The following is a 20,246-nucleotide window of genomic DNA, read 5'->3' as shown; positions in this document are numbered from 1 at the left end:
GATTGTCGCGCGAAGTTACTTCGCCGGCTCGGTCTTGTTCAGAACCTGAGCGATGGTCGATTTGATCACGCGGACCTTCACGCCATCGGCGATTTCGACCTCGATCTCGTTCTCGCCTTCCTTGACCTTCGACACCTTGCCGATCAGGCCGCCCTGCGTGACCACCTGATCGCCACGGCGCACGGCCTCGACCATGGCCTGATGTTCCTTCATCTTTTTCTGCTGCGGACGGATCAGCAGGAAGTACATGATCGCAAAGATCAGAATGAGCGGGAGAAACTGGGCGATTGCGCCACCTTCCATGGGATATTCCTTTTTTCTTGAGGTCGCGGTCGGAGCGCCGCGAATTTGGCGGGAAACTATGCCCTGCAATCGACCTTTGCAAGCAACGCCGCCCCGGATTCGCGCGGACATGGGGCAACGGCAGGGCACACCAAGGCAAAACGTTGCAGGAATACACTATGAACACGATTCGCCTCAGCTATATTCGAGCCGAGTGGAGGGCCCATGCGACATTTTTTCAAACCGCTGTTCAGATTGGCTCTTTTGCTGTGCACCCTCACCCTGACAGCGGTGGAGTCGCCCCCTGCCACCGCGCAAGAGGCCCCGCCCCAGCCTACCGATGCCGAGATCGCACAGGCCGAAGCATTCCGGGCCCCGGTGATCGTGGACGGCGATACGCTGTTTCACATTCGTGGGTCCAGCGCCCTGCCCGCCCCCGAACGGGCCGAGAACATCCAGAACACCATCGTCACCGTGGCCGAGTCGTCGGACCGGCCTGACGTCAGCATCACCTTCGAAGAAACCGAGCTAGGCACCCGCATCCTGGCCGATGGGGTGATTGTCACGATCGTCACCGAGGCCGATGCCGAACTGGACCAGATTGACCTGAAGGTCTTGACCGCACTGCATGCCGATGCGATCCGCGAGGCGATCCGGTCTTATCGCGCCAACCGCACCGACGAGGCGCGCGTGTCCAGTGCGATCGAGGCCGGTGCCTGGACGCTGGGCTTTGCGGTGTTTGTCGTGACCATCCTGTGGCTACACCGGCGCATCCGGCGCCGCACCTTGAGTGTTGTCCGGCGCTATCTGCGCGATGTCGAGGAAGCCACCGCCAAAAGCGTACAGGCCGAGGCCATCGCCGCCCTGATCCGGTACGCGCTGAGCTTCGTGCTTTTGGTCATCTTTTTCCTGGGCTTCTACTATTACCTGTCCTTCGTCCTTCTGGCTTTTGCCGAGACCCGGTATTTCGCCAATTTGCTGCTCACCTATCTGACCGAACCCGTGCTGCTGATCTTCAGGGGTATCATCAGCTATGTCCCGAACCTGATCATGCTGGCGCTGATCGCCTGGGTGACGATGTACATCATCAAGGGCATGCGCGTGTTCTTCGACGCGGTCGAGGCCGGAACCTTCGACTTGGGCGATTTCGAGAAACACTGGGTCAACCCCACGTTCAATATCGCCCGCGTCGTGGTGATCCTGATCGCGCTGGTCTTTGCCGTGCCCTACATACCGGGCTCGGATTCGGCAGCCTTCCAGGGGCTGACGATCCTGGTGGGCGCGATGCTGTCGCTGGGCGCGAATTCTGTGGTCAGCAACATGCTGGCGGGGCTGTTCGTGATCTACCGCCGGTCGACCTCGATCGGGGACCGCATCCAGATCGGCGACCATATCGGCGACGTCGTGCAGATCAAACTGATGGAAACCCATCTGAAATCCATCAAGAACGAATTGATCTCGATCCCTAACGCGCAATTGATGAACTCAGACGTGATCAATTTCTCCAAACCGACAGACGGCAACGGCCTTTTGGTGCACACCACCGTAGGGATCGGCTATGAGGAACCGCCCGAAATGATCGAGGCGATGCTGATCGAGGCGGCGCGGCGCACCAAGGGGCTCAAGGCCCGCCCAGCCCCGTTCGTTCTGTGGGCCGCGCTGGCCGACTATGCCATCAACTACCAGATCAACGCCTATACGACCCGCGGCAATTCGATCCCCAGGATACGCTCGGATCTCCACCGCAACATCGTGGCGGTGTTCAATGAAAACGGCGTGCAGATCATGACCCCGTCCTACATGGCCGATCCGCCCGAACCCAAGATTCCCTCGGCGCCATGGGATGGCCACCTTGCGCATGAAGCGCGCGAAGACACAGAGGATTGAGGCCAATCCGGTGCTACACCCCGCGCGCCAGATGGTGCATAAGCGGGCAAAGTGATTCATTTGCCAGGGATCTGAGCCATGCATGACATCCGCGCAATCCGCGAAAACCCAGCCGCTTTCGACGCTGCCCTTGCCCGCCGGGGCGAAGCGCCGATCTCGGCCGAGCTGTTGCGCTTGGATGAAGCCCGCCGCGCCAAGATCCTGGCCGCCGAAACCGCTCAGGCCGAGCAGAACAAGGCGAGCAAGGAAGTGGGCGCCGCCAAGGCCCGCGGCGACGAGGCCGAGTTCCAGCGCCTGCGCGCGCTGGTGGCCGAGAAGAAGGCCGAGATCGCCCGCATGCAGACCGAGGCCAAGGATCTGGACGCGCTGCTGACCGACCAGTTGATCCGCATTCCCAACCTGCCGGCCGAGGACGTGCCGGACGGCAAGGACGAAAACGACAATGTCGAGGTGAACCGCTGGGGCACCCCGCCCGAATTCGATTTCGACGCCAAAGAGCATTTCGAGATCGAAGCGGTCCAGAATGGCATGGATTTCGAAACCGCGGCCAAGCTGGCGGGCTCGCGTTTCGTGCTGCTTTCGGGGGGCGTCGCGCGCATTCACCGGGCTCTGGCGCAGTTCATGCTGGACACGCATATCAACGAGAACGGCCTGACCGAGGTGAACGCCCCGGTTCTGGTTCTGTCCGAGATGATGATGGGCACCGGCCAGTTGCCGAAATTCGGCGAGGATAGCTATCAGACCCGCGAGGGGTGGTGGCTGATTCCGACCTCCGAAGTGTCGCTGACCAACATCGTCAACGACACGATGATCGAGGAAAGCTATCTGCCGCGCCGCTACACCGCGCATTCGCTGTGCTTCCGCTCCGAGGCTGGTTCGGCCGGCAAGGACACGCGCGGGATGCTGCGACAGCACCAGTTCGAGAAGGTCGAGATGGTCTCGGTCACGCATCCGGACAAGTCGGACGAAGAGCAAAAGCGCATGCTGCGCTGCGCCGAGGGTATCCTGGAAAAGCTGGGCGTGCCCTATCGCACCGTGATCCTGTGCACAGGCGACATGGGCTTTGGCGCGCGCCGCACCTATGACATCGAGGCCTGGCTGCCGGGTCAGAACACCTATCGCGAGATCAGCTCGGTTTCCACCTGCGGTGATTTCCAGGCCCGCCGGATGAATGCGCGCTTCCGCCCCGAGGGCGGCGGCAAGCCGGAATACGTGCACACACTGAACGGCTCGGGGCTGGCCGTGGGGCGCTGCCTGATCGCAGTTTTGGAAAACGGCCAGCAGGCCGACGGGACCGTGGTCCTGCCCCAGGTGCTGGCCCCCTATCTGGGTGGCAAGCTGACCCTGCAAAAGGACGGCACGCTGGCCTGATCCGACACGGATCGCGACCTGACGACAGAAGGCGGAGAAGTTATTTCTTCTTCGCCTTTTTCTTTTCTTTCTTGGATTTCTTGGACTTACCGTCCTTTTTTGACGCCTTGCCGTCTTTCTTCGACTTCTTGTCCTTTTTTGTCTTGGACTTGATCTTTTCTTTGGCTTTCTGGATTGCCGCCTCCATCTCCTTCTTCTTTTTGGCGGCTTTCTCGGCTTTGGCCTTGGCCTTGGCTTTCTTGCGGGCCTTGGCGTCCGCGGCGGCTTTCTCGGCGTCGTCTTCAGCGACTTGCGTCGGTGCCTGTGACTTGCCTGAAACCGCGCGGCCCGAGTTCGGCCTCGGCTTGGTTGTTGTTCGGGCGTTTGGCTTGGCGGGCGTTGCGCCATCTGAAACCGCTTGGTTTGCAGCCAAGATCAGTGCTTGCGCGCGCCGTTTGCCGATACGCGGAACAGCGATCAGGTTTTCAGGATCAGCGCTGGCAAGGTCCTGCGCGGTCTTGATTCCCTGACGTGACAGCTCCTGACCCAAAGCCTTGCCCACACCACGCACGTTCGTCACTGATGTCATTCAAATGTCCTTTCAAGTTCGAGGGCAGCGATCCAGTCCGCGCGCCATGCCAAACACTACGCCCAACGGATGGCATCTGCGGCCCGAATATCAATTGACGGGTGCGAAGCTGCCCGAGTTGTTCTTTTTTGGGAATGGAACCAAACGCTTTGCATCTTCGTCCCAAAGTTTCAGGTTCAGCGCGGCCAGGGCCTCGGGGAACTTGATCCGGCGCGGCGTGTATTCCTCCGGCAGGTTGTAGTGGCAGGCTCGCAACCGATAGGACGGGATGCGCGCGTTGAAGTGGTGGATGTCGTGCAAGGTGATGCAAGCCACCGCCATGTCGAACCACCATCCGAAATCCAGCGCCGACGACCCCTGCAGCGCCGCAAGCTGCGGATCCAGATCCGGGCGGCGATCCCAGTAGGTATCCTCGAAATTGTGCTGCAGATACACCAGGAACACGCCCAGCATGCCGCCCAACAGTGAAAACACCAGCCAGACCAGAATGCCGGTCAGTCCGGCAATCCAGTAAAGCAACCCGAGGAACACCACGATCGACAGGTTGTGCAGCAGCACGCCGCGCACCCCGAACCGCATCGTGTTCTTGGGCCAGCGATAGCGGATGAAATAGGTGAACAACGCCCCGACCGGCACCAGGATGAACGGGTTTCGGTACAGACGATAAAACAGCCGCGTCTTCCAGTCGGCCGCGTTCCATTCGCGCAGGGTCATGGTGTGGATCTCACCGGTTTCGCGATGTTCCAGATTGCCGATGCCCGCATGGTGCAGATTGTGGTTCTGTTTCATCACCTCGAACGGCGCAAAGGTGAACGGCGACAGGACATGGCCGGCCCATTCGTTCTGCCGTCGGGTTTCAAACAGAGAATGATGCCCGCAGTCGTGCTGCAGCACGTACAGCCGAACGGCGGAAAACGCGAACACCACCCCGGCCGGGATCAGGATGTACCAGCGGTCGACATGGGCGATCGCCAGCGCCAGCGACGCGAAATAAACCGCAAAGGTTCCAAAGTAACTCAGTGCAGCAAGCCGATTGTCCTGCACCGCATATTGCCTTGTGTACTCTCTCAGATCCATCCAGCCCGCTCCCCACGATGGTCCGGTTCAATAGTTCCTTCGAAAACAAGCACGCGAGTCCCGCGCACAAGCTGCACGCGAAATGGGTGCGCACCAGCAAATGCTAGCGCGATGTGTGGGGCCTGTCACGTCCCACGCCTGAAAATGCATAAAATTGGCGCGGTTACGCCCTGCCCTTGAGATGTTTGGCCAGCGCGCCGGCATTTTTCTTTCGCCGGCCCTTGTACGGGTTCTTGTCCCCCTGACCGCGCAGGGTCAGGCGGATCGGGGTGCCGGGCATGTCGAAATCATCGCGCAGGCCGTTGACCAGATAGCGCGTATAGCTGGCCGGCATCTTGTCGGGGTGCGAGCACATCACCACGAACCCCGGCGGGCGGGTCTTGGCCTGGGTCATGTAACGCAGCTTGATCCGGCGACCCTGCGGGGCGGGCGGCGGGTGCTGTTCCAGCATCGCCGTCAGCCAGCGGTTCAGGGCCGCGGTCGGAATGCGGCGGTTCCAGACATCATGGGCGCGCAGGATCGCGTCGTGCAGGCGGTCCAGCCCGCGCCCGGTCTTGGCCGAGACCGTCACCAGCGGCGCGCCGCGCAGTTGCGGTAGCAGGCGCTCGAAGGCCTCCTTGAGCTCGCGCAGCTTTTCCTGCTTGTGCTCTTCGACGTCCCACTTGTTGACCGCGACCACCACGGCGCGGCCCTCGCGCTCGGCCAGGTCGGCGATGCGCAAATCCTGCTGTTCGAACGGGATCGCGGCGTCCAGCAGCACCACGACGACCTCGGCGAATTTGACGGCGCGCAGCCCGTCCGAGACCGACAGCTTTTCCAGCTTTTCCTGCACTTTGGCCTTCTTGCGCATGCCTGCAGTGTCAAAGATGCGCATGGGCGTACCGTTCCAGTCGATGCGCAGGCTGATTGCATCGCGGGTGATCCCGGCCTCGGGGCCGGTCAGCAGTCGGTCTTCGCCCAAGATCTTGTTGATCAACGTGGACTTGCCCGCATTGGGTCGGCCGACCACGGCCACTTGCAGAGGCTTCGCGGCGGTGATCGCGGGGGTCTCGCCCTCGGTCTCTCCGGCCTCGTCCAGATCAACGTCGGTATCGGGGGCCGCCTCGGCCTGCTTTTCCTCCATAGCGTCGGCCAAAGGCATCAACGCAGCGTAGAGGTCGGTCATGCCCTCGCCATGTTCCCCCGACAGACGGATCGGCTCGCCCAGTCCAAGGCCATAGGCCTCGAGCACGCCAGCATCGGCCGCCGCGCCCTCGGCCTTGTTGGCCGCCAGGATCACGTGCTTGGAGCGTTTGCGCAGTATCTCGGCGAACAGCTCGTCGGTGGGGGTGACGCCCGTGCGCGCGTCGATCATGAACAGGCAGACATCGGCCATATCCACCGCGCGTTCGGTCAGGCGCCGCATCCGGCCCTGAAGGCTGTCGTCAGTGGCGTCCTCCAGCCCCGCGGTGTCGATCACGGTAAAGCGCAGGTCGCCCAGCCGCCCCTCGCCCTCGCGGAGGTCGCGGGTGACGCCGGGCTGGTCATCGACCAGCGCAAGGCGCTTGCCCACAAGGCGGTTGAACAGGGTGGATTTGCCCACATTGGGGCGCCCCACGATGGCGAGGGTCAAAGACATGATACTCAACTTTCAAGACTCAGACGCGCCCTTTAGCGCATCTTGCCGTTAACGGAAAGCGTGCAGTTGCCCCTTGGTCGAAACCACATAGAGGGTCTGCCCGGCAACGACCGGGGTCGTGGTGGCGCCGCCCGGCACCTCGACCTGGTGCACCAGGGCACCGTCCACCGGATTGAAGAACCGCAAATACCCGTCATTCGAAGCGACGACGATCCGACTGCCGGCCATGATCGGGCCGTAATGCGCGTAGATCGGGCCACGCTTGCCGGGCTTGTCCTTGACGAAGCCCGGAAGATCAACGGCCCAGATCACCGAACCGTCGGCGGCATCGAGCCGCACCAGTTGGCTGCGGTCGCTGATCAGGAACACGCTGTTGCCGGCCGGCCAGACGGTATCGACCGCGCCCTCGAAAGCCGTCCACTTGCGCTCGCCGGATTCGGCCTCGAGCGCGACGGTGCGGCCGGAATGGTTGCCGATATAGATCGTGTTTCCTGCCACGATCGGCCCGCCGGTCACATCCAGGATCTGCGCCGCGGCGCGCCCGCGCCGCCCACCGGCGACCGAGCTGTTCCAGCGGCGGATGCCGCCCTTGCGGAAGGCCGCGGCGACGTCGCCGGACCCGAAGGCAAAGACCACGAATTCCGAGGCCAGCACCGGCGCCGGCGCCCCCAAAACGTTGCCAACGCTGGGGATGCCCTCGATCTGCCACAGAACGCGCCCGTCCTTTATGTCGATGGCCCAGCCGGTCTGGTCTCCGGCGACCAGATACAGCAGACCGCCGGACACCAGCGGTGCGCCGCTGCCGGTCGCGTCCAGTTTCTGCTGCCAGCGGATCGCGCCCGTCTTGGTGTCAAGCGCCGTCAGCCGGCCAAAGCCCGACGAGACGTACAGAACGCCGTCGGCGTGGGCCAGACCGCCACCGGTGGCCTGATCGTCCCGCTCGGTCGGCGGTACCAGGTTGGTGCTCCACGCCACCTGCCCCTGCGGGGACACCGCTGAGACCGTCGCACCGGAATCCAACGTGTAGATCAGGCCGCCCGCCACCACCGGCTCGGCTGTGATACGCTGCTTGCGCCCATCACCCTTGCCGATATCGACGGACCAGACACGCTGAGGTGTGGCTGACAGCGCCGCATTCGTGGTGCGGAAGGACTGGGTGCCGGGGCTTTGCGCCCAGGCAGTGTTGCGCTGCGATGCAGGCAGGCTGATCGGTTTGGCCCCGCTGCGCTGGACGGTTTCAAGATCCTGGGACGGGCGAATGTCTTCGCGCTCTCCGGGCAGGATGACTTCGGGCTCTTCGCAGGCACTCAAAGCAGTCAGGGCGATTGCCGCAACCGTCAAGCCAACGCGGGAAATAAGTGGTTTTGACATGGAAATCGGTACTCGCCTGTCTTGCGTTGCGTGCTGGCTGTCGCGCCTCAACCCTGTTGAGCCACGACCGGTTCGGGCGTGCCGCCCAGTGCAACGATCAGTTGCCCGGCCCGCTGCCGGATTTCGGTTCCGGCCTCGGCATCCTGGCGCAAAGCCTGCAGCCGGTCCAGCGCGGCCTGTACGTCACCCTCGGCGACGTCGATCAGGGCCAGCTGCTCTTGGGCCAGCAGGCGCAAAGGCGCGCCCGGCACGGCCAGCGCCTCGAACTGCTGACGCCGATCCGCCGCCGGCAAGGTATCGGCCTGCAGCAACAGCGCCTTGAAGCTAGCGATCGCGCGATAGATCTCTGGCAGGTCACCCTGTACGGCTATGGCGTTCAGACGCTCGACCGCTTGGGGAGCCGACCCCGCCTCAGCCCGCGAGGCCGACAAAAGGAAGTTCACCACCGTGTCGCCGCCGGGCGCATGGGCCTCGATCCCCTCGAGCGTCGCCGCGCGGTCCGCGGGTTCGTTCTGAACCATCGCCGCCACAATCGCGTCGCCCAGATCCTGGGCCTGAGCGGTGCTGCGGGCCTTGCGGTATTCGTTGAAGGCGGCGCCCCCGACGATCAGCACCACCAAGGCCACGCCGACCCAGCCCCACCGGCGCAACAGCATGTAAAGCCTGTCGCGGCGCACCTCTTCGGTGACTTCATCAATGAAACTGTCGACGTCGCTCATTCCTGCCCCCGGGGGATTTCGTCATCTGTCTGGCGACATGTCATACCCCGCCGCCACCATCAAGCCAAGTGGCACAAATGCACAAATGCATGGCGTGCGGCCCCTCTTGCGAAAGAAATTGAACCGAACTATTCAGTTCAGTATGGACAAGTGACCCGGTCCACCCCATCTCTTGCCACACGTTTGTGGATTTAAGGCCCCAATTTCAAGGAGAGACACGGCATGCGGTTGATATCCCTGATCAACGCCGTTCTGGTCATAGTAGCGTTGTATTTTCTGGTATTTGAACGCGATGCCCTGTTTGCCTTCGCCGGGCGCGAAGGTCCGGCCACACAGACCGAGGCCTCGGCCGAGGCCGTCGAAACCGCCCCGACCAAGGCCATTCGGGTCGTGGCCCTGCGCTCGACCGCCCGCGAGATCGACAGCGCCGTTCTGCTGCGTGGCCAGACCAAGGCCAACCGCCAGGTGCAGGTCCTGGCCGAAACCACGTCGACCGTGATCTCGGAACCGATGCGCAAGGGCGCCTTCGTCGAGCCCGGCGACGTCATGTGCCAGCTTGATCCCGGCCCGCGCCCGGCCCAACTGGAACAGGCCAAGGCCACCCTGGCCGAGGCGCAAAGCCGCATCCCCGAGGCCGAGGCCAAGTTGCAAGAGGCCACTGCGCGCGTCGCCGAGGCTGAAATCAATCTGCGCGCCGCCCGCAAACTGTCCGAGACCGGATTTGGATCGGAAACCCGCAAGATTTCCGCCGAAGCAGAAATGGCCGCCGCCCTGGCCGGAGTTAAATCGGCCGAGGCACAACTGAAATCGACCCAAGCCAGCATCGAGGGGGCCGAAGCCTCGGTGGACGCGGCCCAGCTTGAGGTAGACCGCCTGACGATCAAGGCGCCGTTCCGGGGCCTGCTGGAAAGCGACGCCGCCGAGCTGGGCAGTCTGATGCAGCCCGGATCGCTGTGCGCGACCGTGATCCAGCTGGACCCGATCAAGTTGGTCGGGTTCGTCCCCGAAACCTCGGTCAACCGCATCACGGTCGGCGCCCCGGCGCAGGCACAACTGGTGACCGGCCTGCAGGTCGAGGGCCGCGTGACCTTCCTCAGCAGGTCCGCCGACGAGACCACCCGCACCTTCGAGGTGGAAATCACCGTGCCCAACCCCGAACTGCTGATCCGCGACGGGCAGACCGCCAGCATCCAAATCGCCGCCGAAGGTGCCAAGGCGCATCTGCTGCCGCAATCGGCGCTGACCCTCAACAACGAGGGTCAATTGGGCGTGCGCACCGTCGGATCGGGCAACATCGTGAACTTCCTGCCCATCCGCCTGCTGCGCGACAGCGCCGACGGGGTTTGGGTGGGCGGACTGCCTGAAACCGCCGACGTCATCGTGGTCGGCCAGGAATTCGTGACCGCCGGCGTTGCCGTCGAGCCGACCTATCGGGATGCGTCGCAATGACCGGTATCGTCTCTTGGGCCGCCGATCGGGCCCGCATGGTTCTGGCGTTCATCGCAATCTCGCTGATCATCGGCGGCTATGCCTATGTCGGCCTGCCCAAAGAGGGCGAGCCGGACATCGAGATTCCCGCCTTGTTCGTGTCGGTGCAGTTTCCCGGAATCTCGGCCGAGGACAGTGAAAACCTGCTGATCAAGCCGATGGAAACCGAGCTTGCGGATCTGGACGGCCTGAAGGAAATGACCGCCACCGCCGCCGAAGGTTACGCCGGGATCGCGCTCGAGTTCGACTTTGGTTGGGACAAGACCGCCATCACCGCAGACGTGCGCGACGCGATGAACAGCGCCCAGGCCAAGTTCCCCGAAGGCGCCGAGCAATACACGCTGACCGAGATCAACTTCTCGGAATTCCCGATCGTCATCGTCAACCTGTCGGGCCCGGTGCCCGAACGCACCATGGCGCGCATCGCGAAAGATCTGCAGGATGACCTCGAAGCGTTGGATTCCGTGCTCGAGGCCGGGATCGCGGGCAACCGGGACGAGATGCTGGAAGTGATCATCGATCCGCTGCGGCTCGAGGCGTACAACGTCACCGCGGCAGAGCTGATCAACGTGGTACGGAACAACAACCAGCTCATCGCCGCCGGCGAGGTCGAAACCGAACAAGGTGCGTTTTCGGTCAAGATCCCATCGTCGTTCAAGACGCCCGAAGACGTCTACGGCCTGCCGATAAAGGTCAATGGCGACCGGGTCGTGACCCTGGGCGAACTGGCTGAGATCAACTACACCTTCGAAGACCGCGAAGGGACCGCCCGGTTCAACGGCGAACCGACCGTGGCGCTGCAGGTGGTCAAGCGCAAAGGCTTCAACCTGATCGACACCGTGGCCCAGGTGAAGGAAACCGTCGCCAAGGCCGAAACGAAATGGCCCCCCGAGTTGCAGGCGGCGGTGGATGTCGGCACGTCGAACGACCAGAGCCGCATCGTGGGTTCGATGGTCAGCCAGCTGGAAGGCTCGGTCCTGACGGCCATCGCACTGGTGATGATCGTGGTTCTGGCTTCTTTGGGTACCCGGGCGGCGCTGCTGGTGGGCTTCGCGATTCCGACCTCGTTCCTCTTGTGCTTTGCCTTCCTGGCGATCATGGGGGTCAGCATCTCGAACATCGTGATGTTCGGCCTGATCCTGGCCGTGGGGATGTTGGTCGATGGCGCGATCGTGGTGGTGGAATATGCCGACAAGCGCATCGCCGAGGGTGTCGGCCCCATGCACGCCTATGTCGAGGCCGCGCAGCGGATGTTCTGGCCTATCGTCTCGTCCACCGCGACGACGCTGTGCGCCTTTCTGCCCATGCTGTTCTGGCCCGGCATTCCGGGCGAGTTCATGGGGATGCTGCCGGTCACGCTGATCTTCGTTCTGTCGGCCTCGCTGATCGTGGCGCTGATCTATCTGCCGGTGATGGGCGGTGTATCTGGCCGGTTGAGCCGCGTGTTCGACCGCAGCTCGAACTGGCTGCGCGCGCGGACGCCCTGGTGGGTGCGTGCCATCATGGTGCCGCCGGCGGTCTACATGATCTTCCTGGGCGCGATGCAGTTGCTGAATCCCACGTATCTGTTGCCGGAAGGCGCAGGCGGTGGGTTCTTGCTGGGCGTGGTGCTATTCCTGTTCGGCGCCTTTGCCGGATCGGTCACGCTCAGCGCGGCCAGGATCGAGCGCAAGCCGGATGAGCGCGTGCAAACGGCCAAGGAACATACGCCCTTTGGTTATGTCATCAAGTTTCTTGTCGGCAATCCGATCATGCCCATCGTCTCGATCGTGGCAGTAGGATTCGCGGTGATGACAGTGATGACCATGTACGGCCAGAACAACCGCGGTGTCGAATTCTTCGTCGAAAGCGAGCCGGAACAGGCCACCGCCTATGTCCGCGCACGGGGCAACCTGTCGCTGGCCGAAAAGGACGCGCTGGTCTTCGAAGCAGAACAGGTGATCAGCCAGCATCCGGCGGTGATCAACGTGTTCTCGTTCGCCGGTGAAGGCGGCCTGAACCAGAACACCGGCGGGGCGCAGGCTCCGGCGGACACTGTGGGCCGCGTGCAGTTCGAGATCATCCCGTGGGAGGATCGCCCGAACGTGTCAGAACCTGTCGCAGGCGGATTGTTCGAGAAGCACACTGTCGCACCAGAGTATGACGGCGATTTCGTGATCGACCAGTTGAACGCCGAACTGGCCAAGCTGCCGGGTTTCGTGGTCGAGATCCTGCCTCTGGAACAGGGTCCGGCCTCGGCCAAGCCCGTGCACCTGCGGATCAAGGGCGACGACTGGGATGACCTGACCAGCGCGACGCTGACCGCGCGCGAAATGTTCGAAAACACCCCGGGCCTGATCAAGATCGAGGACACCCTGCCCCTGCCCGGCATCGACTGGCAGATCGACGTCGACGTGGCCAAGGCGGGCCGGTTCGGTGCCGACGTGGCCACCGTCGGAGCGATGGTGCAGTTGGTGACCCGTGGCATCCTGCTGGGCGAAATGCGCCCCGAAAGCGTGGATGAAGAAATCGAGATCCGCGTGCGTCTGCCCGATCAGGATCGGGTCCTGTCCACGTTGGATACGCTCAAGGTGCGTACTCCGGACGGGCTGGTGCCTTTGTCGAACTTCATCACCCGCAAACCGGTGGCAAAGCTGGCCCAGATCAATCGGGTGGATCAAGAGCGCTACTACGACGTCAAGGCCGACGTGGAATCCGGCCTGAGCAAAGTGGTGATCGACACCCCGGACGGAGAACAGCGGCTGGCCGTTGTACGCGAAGTGACCGAAGGCTCGGAACCTGAAAGTGCGACGATCAACGGCGCGGATGGCACGGCCTATACTCTGGTTCAGTTGACCGGTGCGGACAGCTTGCAGGAGGTGCAGACCGCCATTGATGACGGCGACGCCCGCCTAACGCTGATCAACCCGAACGAACGGATCGCGGTACTGACCGAGTGGCTGGACACACAGCCCTTTGCCAACACGATCACCTGGGAATGGACCGGAGATCAGGAAGACCAGGCCGAAAGCCAGGCCTTCCTATCCAGCGCCTTCCTGGCCGCGCTGGGTCTGATGTTCGTGATCCTGTTGGCGCAGTTCAACTCGTTCTACAACTCGGTGCTGGTGCTGCTGGCGGTGGTTCTGTCCACCACCGGCGTGCTGATCGGGATGATGGTGATGCAACAACCCTTCTCGATCATCATGACCGGGACGGGCATCGTGGCGCTGGCGGGGATCGTGGTGAACAACAACATCGTTCTGATCGACACCTACCAGGAATACAGCCGCTACATGCCCCGGATCGACGCCATCGTGCGCACGGCCGAGGCGCGGATTCGTCCGGTTCTGCTGACCACGTTGACCACGATGGCCGGCCTGACACCGATGATGTTCGGCCTGTCGCTGGACTTCATCAATGGCGGCTATTCGATCGACAGCCCCACCGCGTTGTGGTGGAAACAGCTGGCGACGGCGGTGGTGTTCGGCTTGGGTATCGCCACGGTTCTGACACTGATCGTGACGCCCTCGTTCTTGGCGTTGCGGGTGTGGGTGACCACCTATGCCATATGGCTGGGCAAGCTGTTGGCCCGCGTGACCGCCGGCCGATCCAGCCAGATCGCGCAGGACATGGCGATCGGAGACACGGCCCGCCGGATGCAGGCGACGGAAATCGTCTGGACCGAGGATGAGGGTGCCGATGCAGATGCCGAGCAAAACCCGGGCGACACACCGGGGCATCCGCTGAAAGCGGCAGAGTAACACAGGAAACGGGCCGGTTCTGCCGGCCCGTTTTCGTTTGATCCATAACCGCAGGGGTTTCAGGCCGCTTGCGTATCCGATTGCTGGCGGTTCCACAGCTGGGCATAACGCCCTTCACGGCGCAACAGTTCGTCGTGGGTGCCCTGCTCGATGATCTCGCCCTTTTCCAGAACAACGATCTGGTCGGCCTCGGCAATCGTGCTCAGGCGGTGGGCGATGGTGATCACCGTGCGCCCCTCGCCTGCGCGGGCCAGGGCATCCTTGATGTCCTGCTCGGTGTCGGTATCCAGCGCGCTCGTGGCCTCGTCCAACAGCAAGATCGGAGGGTTCTTCAACAGTGTACGCGCAATGCCCACGCGCTGTTTCTCGCCGCCTGACAGCTTCAGGCCACGCTCACCCACCTTGGTATCGTACCCCTCGGGCAGCGAGGTGATGAATTCGTGGATCTGGGCGGCCTGTGCGGCGGCTTCGATCTCGGCCTGCGAGGCCCCCTCGCGGCCATAGGCGATGTTGTACCGGATCGTGTCGTTGAACAGCACCGTGTCCTGCGGCACCACGCCGATGGCGGCGTGCAGGCTTTCCTGCGTCACGTCGCGCACATCCTGCCCGTCGATCCGCAACGCGCCTTGGGTTACGTCGTAGAACCGGAACAGCAGGCGCCCGATGGTGGATTTGCCCGAGCCGGTCGCGCCCACGATAGCCACGGTCTGCCCCCCCGGCACCACCAGAGAGACACCGCGCAGGATCTCGCGGTCCGGGTCATAGCCAAAATGCACATGGTCCAGTTCGACCCGGCCTTCGGTGATCTGCAGGGGCTTGGCGTCTGGCCTGTCCACAACTTCGGCCGGCTGCTCCAGCAGCTGAAACATCTGGCCCATGTCGACGAGGGCCTGACGGATCTCGCGGTAGACGGTGCCCAGAAAATTCAGCGGCACGGTGATCTGGATCATGTAGGCGTTGACCATCACGAAATCGCCCACAGTTAGCGACCCGTTCTGAACGCCGATCGCGGCCAGAACCATCACCCCGATCAACCCACAGGTGATCAGGAAGGACTGTCCGAAATTCAGGAAGGCCAGCGAATATGCCGTTTTCAACGCGGCCTGCGCATAGGCCTTCATCGACACGTCATATCGTTCAGCTTCGCGCCGCTCGGCGTTGAAATACTTGACGGTTTCGAAATTCAGCAGGCTGTCGATGGCGCGCTGGTTGGCCTCGGTGTCCTGGTCATTCATCTCGCGCCGCAGCTTCACGCGCCATTCGGTGACCGTGAAGGTGAACCAGATGTACAGCGCGATGGTGACAGCCACCACGACCAGATACCAGACGTCGAACAGCCACATCAAAACCACCGCCACCAGCAGCAGTTCAAGGATCAGCGGGCCGATCGAAAACAGCAGGAAGCGCAGCAGGAACTCCACGCCCTTGACCCCGCGCTCGATGATCCGGCTGAGGCCGCCCGTCCGGCGGGTCACATGGTAGCGCATCGACAGCTGGTGGATGTGCTGGAAGGTTTCCAGCGCCAGAGCCCGCAGAGCGCGTTGCCCCACCGGCGCGAACAGCGCATCGCGCAACTGCTGAAACCCCACGGTCATCATCCGCGCCATACCATAGGCCACGGTCAGCCCAACGGCGCCCAGCGCCAGCGGCGGCACACCCTCGCCCGCCAAGGCATCGACCGCGCCCTTGTACAGGATCGGCGTATAGACCGCGATCAGCTTGGCCAGCACCAGCATGGCCATGGCCAACACCACGCGCCGCTTGACCCAGGGCTCGTCCGCCGGCCACAGATAGGGAGCGACCTTGCGGATGGTTATCCATCCCGACTTGCGTTCGTCCATCTGTGGCAGGTCATCGGAATGCATCGGCGCAAGTCTTCTCATGTGGCTACTTAAACACGGCTGCGGCCGGGAAGCCCCGGCCGGCACCAGACCTACGCCTTTATTCGGGAATGGTGAAGACCTGCCCCGGGTAAATCAGATCCGGGTCGCGTATCAGGTCGCGGTTGGCCTCGACCAGGCGCACGTACAGTATCCCATCGCCAAACCGCTCGCGCGAGATCGCCCACAGGGTGTCGCCCTTTTGCACCGTGACGGACCGGATCGGAGCCGACGGTTCGACACCGGCTTCCGGCCCTTGCGCACCTGCCGCGCGCAGAGCTTCGACCGGCTCGCGCTTGAACGGAGTTTCCACGCGGCTAAGCACCGTGCCGTCCGTGTCCACCTCGTCGACACGCAGGGTATATAGGCCGGGATCGATCCCCTCGATCTGGCCGCGCCAATCGCCGTCCTGCTCTGGCGTGATATCGGCGACCAGGCGGTTGTTCAGGTACAGTCGCACCGCGGCACCCTCGGCGACGCGGCCCGTCAATTGAACGTCGCCCAGTTCGGAATAACCGATCGTATCCAAGGCAACCTGATCGGGCGCCTGACTTCGGACCGAAGGCGATTGCACCACCGATACCCCCTCTTCCCCCGAGCGCAGAACCGCAACCTGCCGCTCTTCGTCGGCATCTTCGGGCGTCACCGCAGGCGGTGCCTCGGGGGCCTGATCCGCAGGCGGGGCATCCTCGGCGGTCGTGTCCTCGGTCTGAGTCGCACCCGTCGCAGCGGGGACCGGGTGCTCTTCGGTTTCGCTGGTGGTCGAGCCATCGGCGCTGGCGATATCGTCGCCGACCGGGGCCGCCTCTGCCGGTTTTGGCAGGGCCGCGATCAGATAGTCGTCCGACCGCGCCGTTCGGTCACCATCGGTGGTTTCCAGTACCAGGCCGCGCGCGGTCTCGCTGAAGGGAATGGCTACGAATTCGGCAAACTGTCCGCTGCCATCGACGGTGAAACTGTGCACCGGCGCCCCGTCCAGCAGGATCCGAACCCGGCTGCCGGGCTGGGCCGAGCCGGACAGCAGGGCGGTGCCATCGGGTTCAACGAAGATCTGGTCCAGCACGGGGTGGGGCAACTCAGCCTGCGTGTTCTCGTTTTCGGATTCGGTTTCGGTCGCGTCCGCCTGTTCCGCGCTTTTGACAGGTGCTTCGACCCGCGTATCGTCGGGCGTCGTTTCGTCGGCCTCTGACGGTACGACGGCGACTGCGTCCTCGTCCTGTTTCTGCGGCGTTTCGGTCAGCGGCTTCGGCTGCACGGCTCCGGCCTGCTGAGGCTGTTCCTCCTTCGAAACCGAGGCGTCTTCGGGCGCCGACGGCGAAGACCCAGAGAACACACCCAAAAGATAAAGCCCGGCAGCAACCAGGATCGCCAGAACACCGGCCAGAACCCCCAGGATGAAGGATCCTGACCGTCCGCTTCCCGATTTGGCGTCCATGTTTCCCCTTTCACTCTGCCGCGCAACCGCTTTGTCTGAAAAGCATTCCTGCGGGCGGTTGAGCCAATCTATCAATCCCGCTATCACGGGTCAAAACCTCTGACACAACCCCGGAGTCGCCTTTCCATGCCCCAGAAATCCGTCTGTGTGTACTGCGGGTCACGCAATGGCGCCCGCCCCGCCTATTCCGAACAGGCCCGGAGCTTTGGCACACTTCTGGCCCGCGAAGGCTGGCGGCTGGTCTATGGTGCGGGCGACGTGGGCCTGATGGGCGAGGTTGCCCGCGCCGCGCAGGCCGCCGGAGGCGACACATTCGGCGTGATTCCGGTGCACCTGCTGCGCCGCGAGGTCGGCAAGACCGACCTGACACGTTTCGTGGTCACCGAAACCATGCACGAACGCAAGAAGGTGATGATCATGAACGCCGACGCGGTGGTGGTGCTGCCCGGCGGACCGGGGTCTTTGGACGAGCTGTTCGAGGCCCTGACCTGGCGCCAACTGGGCCTGCATGACAAGCCCATTCTCGTGATGAATGTCGAAGGGTACTGGGACAATCTGCACAGCCTACTGGATCAAGTGATCGACCAGGGCTTTGCAGACGGTTCCTTGGCGGGGTTCATCACTTGGGTCGACGATGCGCCCTCGGCCATGGCGGCGCTGCGCCAGATGCTGGCCTGAAGCTCAGGGCGTGTGATCGGCCAGCACTTTCTCGATCTTCCCCAGCGGATGATTGGTCAGGGTCTTGTCGATCTCGGCCACGATCTTTGTCTGAACACCGTCATGCAGACTGCGGCGAAGCAGCCCCAGAACCTGAGGGCTTGCGATCAGCACCAGATGCGAAAAGGCGCCCTTGTGCCCTTCGCGGTTCAGCAGATCGGCCAAGTCCTGCGCGAACAACGCGCGAGCGTGGGTGCGCCAAGTGTCTTCTTCAACGGCCGACTTCTGGTTCGGCCCACCGTCGGCCCGGCGCCCGGGCCGGTCGTTCGGACGGGGCTGCACCGCGTCGGGATCCTGCTGCTCGACCGACAAGACCTTCAGCTTCGGCTCCCAGCCTGCGGCGGTGTTCTCGGTGAACAAGGCTTTTTCGCCATCCGCGATCACAACCCAGGTTCCAGGTACCAGCTTCACCATTTCGTCCTCCTGTCGATCCGAATGCCTGGGTCCGCGACCGTCGCGGACCGTGCAATATTCCACTTATGTATCAAAAAGCGACTTGCAACGCCAAAGGGCCAAACTTGTCCGGCCACTACCGGAACACAACGAAAAGCCCGCCAGCGTTCAGGCTGGCGGGCCGTGATCCGGACGTTCCGGGCCGTGCCGTCACATGCGCGAGGCGACGTTTTCCCAGTTCACCAGGTTGTTGAGGAAGTTGTCCAGGTAAGCGGGGCGCTTGTTGCGGAAGTCGATGTAATACGAGTGCTCCCACACGTCGCAGCCCAGCAGCGCGGTCTGCCCGAAACACAGCGGGTTCACGCCGTTCTCGGTCTTGGTGACGGCCAGCGAACCGTCGGCATTCTTGACCAGCCATGCCCAGCCCGAGCCGAACTGACCGGCACCGGCGGCAGCAAACTGCGACTTGAAATCGTCAACCGAGCCGAAGTTCTCGATCAGAGCCTTTTCCAGCTCGCCCGGCATCTTGGACTCGCCCGGCCCCATCATTTCCCAGAACTGGTTGTGGTTCCACAGCTGGCTGATGTTGTTGAAGATGCCGTTCTGGGCCACCGCGCCGGCCTGGTAGGTGCCGACGATGATCTCCTCCAGCGACTTGCCTTCCCACTCGGTGCCGGCGATCAGCTTGTTGCCGTTGTCGACATAGGCTTTGTGGTGCAGGTCGTGGTGATATTCCAGCGTTTCGGCCGACATGCCCTTGGATGCCAGCGCGTCATGTGCATAAGGAAGGTCTGGAAGTTCAAAAGCCATCTTGGCCCCCTGTCAAAATATGTGTTGCATTCCCACGTTTACATGCTTTGACAGCCAGTTGAGGTCAAGGGCCGACACGATAAAACAATGAACCCGGAGGCAGGGCGATGCTGACCAAAGCGCGCAAGATGTTCTACCGCGCCCGAGGATACTACGCGGGTCAGCTGAATGGCGAAGCCTTCCGGCTGGATCCCTATCATTCGAAATTCTGGCGCAAGGCCTCGGCCGGCAACTGGGAGCCCGAGACATTCGCGGTGCTCGACCGCCACCTTTCGCCAGACCGCGACTATCTGGACATTGGCGCATGGATCGGCCCGACCGTTCTCTATGGTGCCCGCAAGGCGCGCCATGTCTGGTGTTTCGAGCCCGACCCGACCGCCTATCGCCACCTGGCCTGGAACCTGGACCTGAACGACATCCGAAACGTCTCGGCCTTTGGCGTGGCGCTGTCCGACAGGTTCGGCGTGGCCCGCATGGCCTCGATGCGCGGAGAGCCGGGCGACTCCACCAGCTCGCTCTTGCATGACGGCGCGCATGGAACCGATGCCCTGACCATCGCATGGGATCAGTTTGCCTCTGCCACTGACCTTTCCGGTGTGTCGCTGGTCAAGATGGATATCGAAGGCGCGGAGTTTGCCGTGCTGCCCACGTTGATCGACTGGCTGCGCGACCACCGCCCCGCGCTCTACCTGTCCACCCACGCGCCGTTCCTGCCCGCCGCAGATCGCGCCGCGGCCATGACCCGCCTCGGCAAAGCGCTGTCCTTCTACGACACCTGCCTTGACGAAGCCGGCCACCCCGCCGACCTCGCGGCCACGGACGCACAGGACCGCTTCCGCAGCTTCCTGTTCACCGGCTGACCGGCACCTTCATCTTTTCGAAAATACTCC

General features: G+C 63.0%; 16 protein-coding genes. 6 read left to right on the top strand and 10 right to left on the bottom strand.

The window, feature by feature from the left end:
- Nucleotides 1-15: 15 nt before the first annotated feature.
- Entirely contained in the window at nt 16-303 is a 288-nt protein-coding gene (gene yajC / locus AC2FNS_RS06695; protein WP_073279584.1) for a preprotein translocase subunit YajC, read from the bottom strand.
- 204 nt (nt 304-507) lie between these two features.
- Between yajC and AC2FNS_RS06690 the strand changes: the two genes are divergently transcribed.
- Together AC2FNS_RS06690 and serS are read left to right on the top strand one after the other, a co-directional pair.
- Nucleotides 508-2,169, top strand: a complete 1,662-nt coding sequence (locus AC2FNS_RS06690) for a mechanosensitive ion channel family protein (protein ID WP_496681253.1) — start codon at nt 508-510, stop codon at nt 2,167-2,169.
- A 78-nt stretch (nt 2,170-2,247) separates the two neighbouring features.
- Nucleotides 2,248-3,540: a serine--tRNA ligase gene (gene serS / locus AC2FNS_RS06685; RefSeq protein WP_496711951.1), complete on the top strand. Its 1,293-nt coding sequence runs from the start codon at nt 2,248-2,250 to the stop codon at nt 3,538-3,540.
- Nucleotides 3,541-3,580: 40 nt separating this feature from the next.
- Here the strand turns inward: serS and AC2FNS_RS06680 are convergent, their stop codons facing one another.
- The 5 genes from AC2FNS_RS06680 to AC2FNS_RS06660 all read right to left on the bottom strand — a co-directional run bounded on the left by AC2FNS_RS06680 (nt 3,581) and on the right by AC2FNS_RS06660 (nt 8,893).
- Nucleotides 3,581-4,108 (bottom strand): helix-hairpin-helix domain-containing protein, encoded by a 528-nt coding sequence (locus tag AC2FNS_RS06680; RefSeq protein WP_496686579.1) that lies wholly within the window; start codon nt 4,106-4,108, stop codon nt 3,581-3,583.
- A gap of 90 nt (nt 4,109-4,198) precedes the next feature.
- The gene (locus tag AC2FNS_RS06675; protein ID WP_496681249.1) at nt 4,199-5,185 is read right to left on the bottom strand and encodes a fatty acid desaturase; all 987 of its coding nucleotides are present in this window, start codon (nt 5,183-5,185) and stop codon (nt 4,199-4,201) included.
- 163 nt (nt 5,186-5,348) lie between these two features.
- Complete coding sequence (gene der, locus AC2FNS_RS06670) at nt 5,349-6,803, bottom strand: ribosome biogenesis GTPase Der (protein WP_496711950.1); 1,455 nt, start codon at nt 6,801-6,803, stop codon at nt 5,349-5,351.
- A gap of 48 nt (nt 6,804-6,851) precedes the next feature.
- A complete protein-coding gene (locus tag AC2FNS_RS06665; RefSeq protein ID WP_496711949.1) occupies nt 6,852-8,174 on the bottom strand; it encodes a PQQ-like beta-propeller repeat protein in 1,323 nt (440 codons plus the stop codon).
- 47 nt (nt 8,175-8,221) lie between these two features.
- Nucleotides 8,222-8,893, bottom strand: coding sequence for a hypothetical protein (locus tag AC2FNS_RS06660; protein WP_496711948.1), 672 nt, complete (start codon nt 8,891-8,893; stop codon nt 8,222-8,224).
- A gap of 222 nt (nt 8,894-9,115) precedes the next feature.
- Here AC2FNS_RS06660 and AC2FNS_RS06655 point away from each other — a divergent pair, with 222 nt between their 5' ends.
- Nucleotides 9,116-10,342 carry an efflux RND transporter periplasmic adaptor subunit gene (locus AC2FNS_RS06655; RefSeq protein WP_496711947.1) on the top strand — a complete coding sequence of 409 codons (1,227 nt, stop codon included), beginning with the start codon at nt 9,116-9,118 and terminating at the stop codon, nt 10,340-10,342.
- Entirely contained in the window at nt 10,339-14,121 is a 3,783-nt protein-coding gene (locus AC2FNS_RS06650) for an efflux RND transporter permease subunit (RefSeq protein WP_496711946.1), read from the top strand. The genes AC2FNS_RS06655 and AC2FNS_RS06650 overlap by 4 nt, the downstream gene beginning before the upstream one ends.
- 59 nt (nt 14,122-14,180) lie before the next feature.
- On the opposite strand, the gene AC2FNS_RS06645 is transcribed toward AC2FNS_RS06650, so the two are convergent.
- Together AC2FNS_RS06645 and AC2FNS_RS06640 are read right to left on the bottom strand one after the other, a co-directional pair.
- Nucleotides 14,181-15,986 carry an ABCB family ABC transporter ATP-binding protein/permease gene (locus tag AC2FNS_RS06645; RefSeq protein ID WP_496681322.1) on the bottom strand — a complete coding sequence of 602 codons (1,806 nt, stop codon included), beginning with the start codon at nt 15,984-15,986 and terminating at the stop codon, nt 14,181-14,183.
- A gap of 76 nt (nt 15,987-16,062) precedes the next feature.
- Complete coding sequence (locus AC2FNS_RS06640) at nt 16,063-17,436, bottom strand: LysM peptidoglycan-binding domain-containing protein (protein ID WP_496797373.1); 1,374 nt, start codon at nt 17,434-17,436, stop codon at nt 16,063-16,065.
- 126 nt (nt 17,437-17,562) lie between these two features.
- On the opposite strand from AC2FNS_RS06640, the gene AC2FNS_RS06635 reads away from it, so the two are divergent.
- Nucleotides 17,563-18,114, top strand: a complete 552-nt coding sequence (locus tag AC2FNS_RS06635; protein ID WP_496711944.1) for an LOG family protein — start codon at nt 17,563-17,565, stop codon at nt 18,112-18,114.
- A gap of 3 nt (nt 18,115-18,117) precedes the next feature.
- Here AC2FNS_RS06635 and AC2FNS_RS06630 read toward each other — a convergent pair whose 3' ends face one another.
- Nucleotides 18,118-18,567 carry a baeRF12 domain-containing protein gene (locus tag AC2FNS_RS06630; protein WP_496681233.1) on the bottom strand — a complete coding sequence of 150 codons (450 nt, stop codon included), beginning with the start codon at nt 18,565-18,567 and terminating at the stop codon, nt 18,118-18,120.
- A gap of 189 nt (nt 18,568-18,756) precedes the next feature.
- The gene (locus AC2FNS_RS06625) at nt 18,757-19,356 is read right to left on the bottom strand and encodes a superoxide dismutase (protein ID WP_496686593.1); all 600 of its coding nucleotides are present in this window, start codon (nt 19,354-19,356) and stop codon (nt 18,757-18,759) included.
- 107 nt (nt 19,357-19,463) lie between these two features.
- Between AC2FNS_RS06625 and AC2FNS_RS06620 the strand changes: the two genes are divergently transcribed.
- Nucleotides 19,464-20,216, top strand: coding sequence for an FkbM family methyltransferase (locus tag AC2FNS_RS06620; protein WP_496711943.1), 753 nt, complete (start codon nt 19,464-19,466; stop codon nt 20,214-20,216).
- Nucleotides 20,217-20,246 lie beyond the last annotated feature (30 nt).

It is taken from the genome of Ruegeria sp. BHSA191 (genome assembly GCF_059613325.1).
Note: the sequence above shows the minus strand (reverse complement) of the source record. Positions and strands in the feature narration are given on the sequence as shown.

What these genes read in the sequence shown, in the direction of transcription:
- yajC (WP_073279584.1), bottom strand. Translation starts at nt 303, where the DNA reads ATGGAAGGTGGCGCAATCGCCCAGTTTCTCCCGCTCATTCTGATCTTT.
- AC2FNS_RS06690 (WP_496681253.1), top strand. Translation starts at nt 508, where the DNA reads ATGCGACATTTTTTCAAACCGCTGTTCAGATTGGCTCTTTTGCTGTGC.
- serS (WP_496711951.1), top strand. Translation starts at nt 2,248, where the DNA reads ATGCATGACATCCGCGCAATCCGCGAAAACCCAGCCGCTTTCGACGCT.
- AC2FNS_RS06680 (WP_496686579.1), bottom strand. Translation starts at nt 4,108, where the DNA reads ATGACATCAGTGACGAACGTGCGTGGTGTGGGCAAGGCTTTGGGTCAG.
- AC2FNS_RS06675 (WP_496681249.1), bottom strand. Translation starts at nt 5,185, where the DNA reads ATGGATCTGAGAGAGTACACAAGGCAATATGCGGTGCAGGACAATCGG.
- der (WP_496711950.1), bottom strand. Translation starts at nt 6,803, where the DNA reads ATGTCTTTGACCCTCGCCATCGTGGGGCGCCCCAATGTGGGCAAATCC.
- AC2FNS_RS06665 (WP_496711949.1), bottom strand. Translation starts at nt 8,174, where the DNA reads ATGTCAAAACCACTTATTTCCCGCGTTGGCTTGACGGTTGCGGCAATC.
- AC2FNS_RS06660 (WP_496711948.1), bottom strand. Translation starts at nt 8,893, where the DNA reads ATGAGCGACGTCGACAGTTTCATTGATGAAGTCACCGAAGAGGTGCGC.
- AC2FNS_RS06655 (WP_496711947.1), top strand. Translation starts at nt 9,116, where the DNA reads ATGCGGTTGATATCCCTGATCAACGCCGTTCTGGTCATAGTAGCGTTG.
- AC2FNS_RS06650 (WP_496711946.1), top strand. Translation starts at nt 10,339, where the DNA reads ATGACCGGTATCGTCTCTTGGGCCGCCGATCGGGCCCGCATGGTTCTG.
- AC2FNS_RS06645 (WP_496681322.1), bottom strand. Translation starts at nt 15,986, where the DNA reads ATGCATTCCGATGACCTGCCACAGATGGACGAACGCAAGTCGGGATGG.
- AC2FNS_RS06640 (WP_496797373.1), bottom strand. Translation starts at nt 17,436, where the DNA reads ATGGACGCCAAATCGGGAAGCGGACGGTCAGGATCCTTCATCCTGGGG.
- AC2FNS_RS06635 (WP_496711944.1), top strand. Translation starts at nt 17,563, where the DNA reads ATGCCCCAGAAATCCGTCTGTGTGTACTGCGGGTCACGCAATGGCGCC.
- AC2FNS_RS06630 (WP_496681233.1), bottom strand. Translation starts at nt 18,567, where the DNA reads ATGGTGAAGCTGGTACCTGGAACCTGGGTTGTGATCGCGGATGGCGAA.
- AC2FNS_RS06625 (WP_496686593.1), bottom strand. Translation starts at nt 19,356, where the DNA reads ATGGCTTTTGAACTTCCAGACCTTCCTTATGCACATGACGCGCTGGCA.
- AC2FNS_RS06620 (WP_496711943.1), top strand. Translation starts at nt 19,464, where the DNA reads ATGCTGACCAAAGCGCGCAAGATGTTCTACCGCGCCCGAGGATACTAC.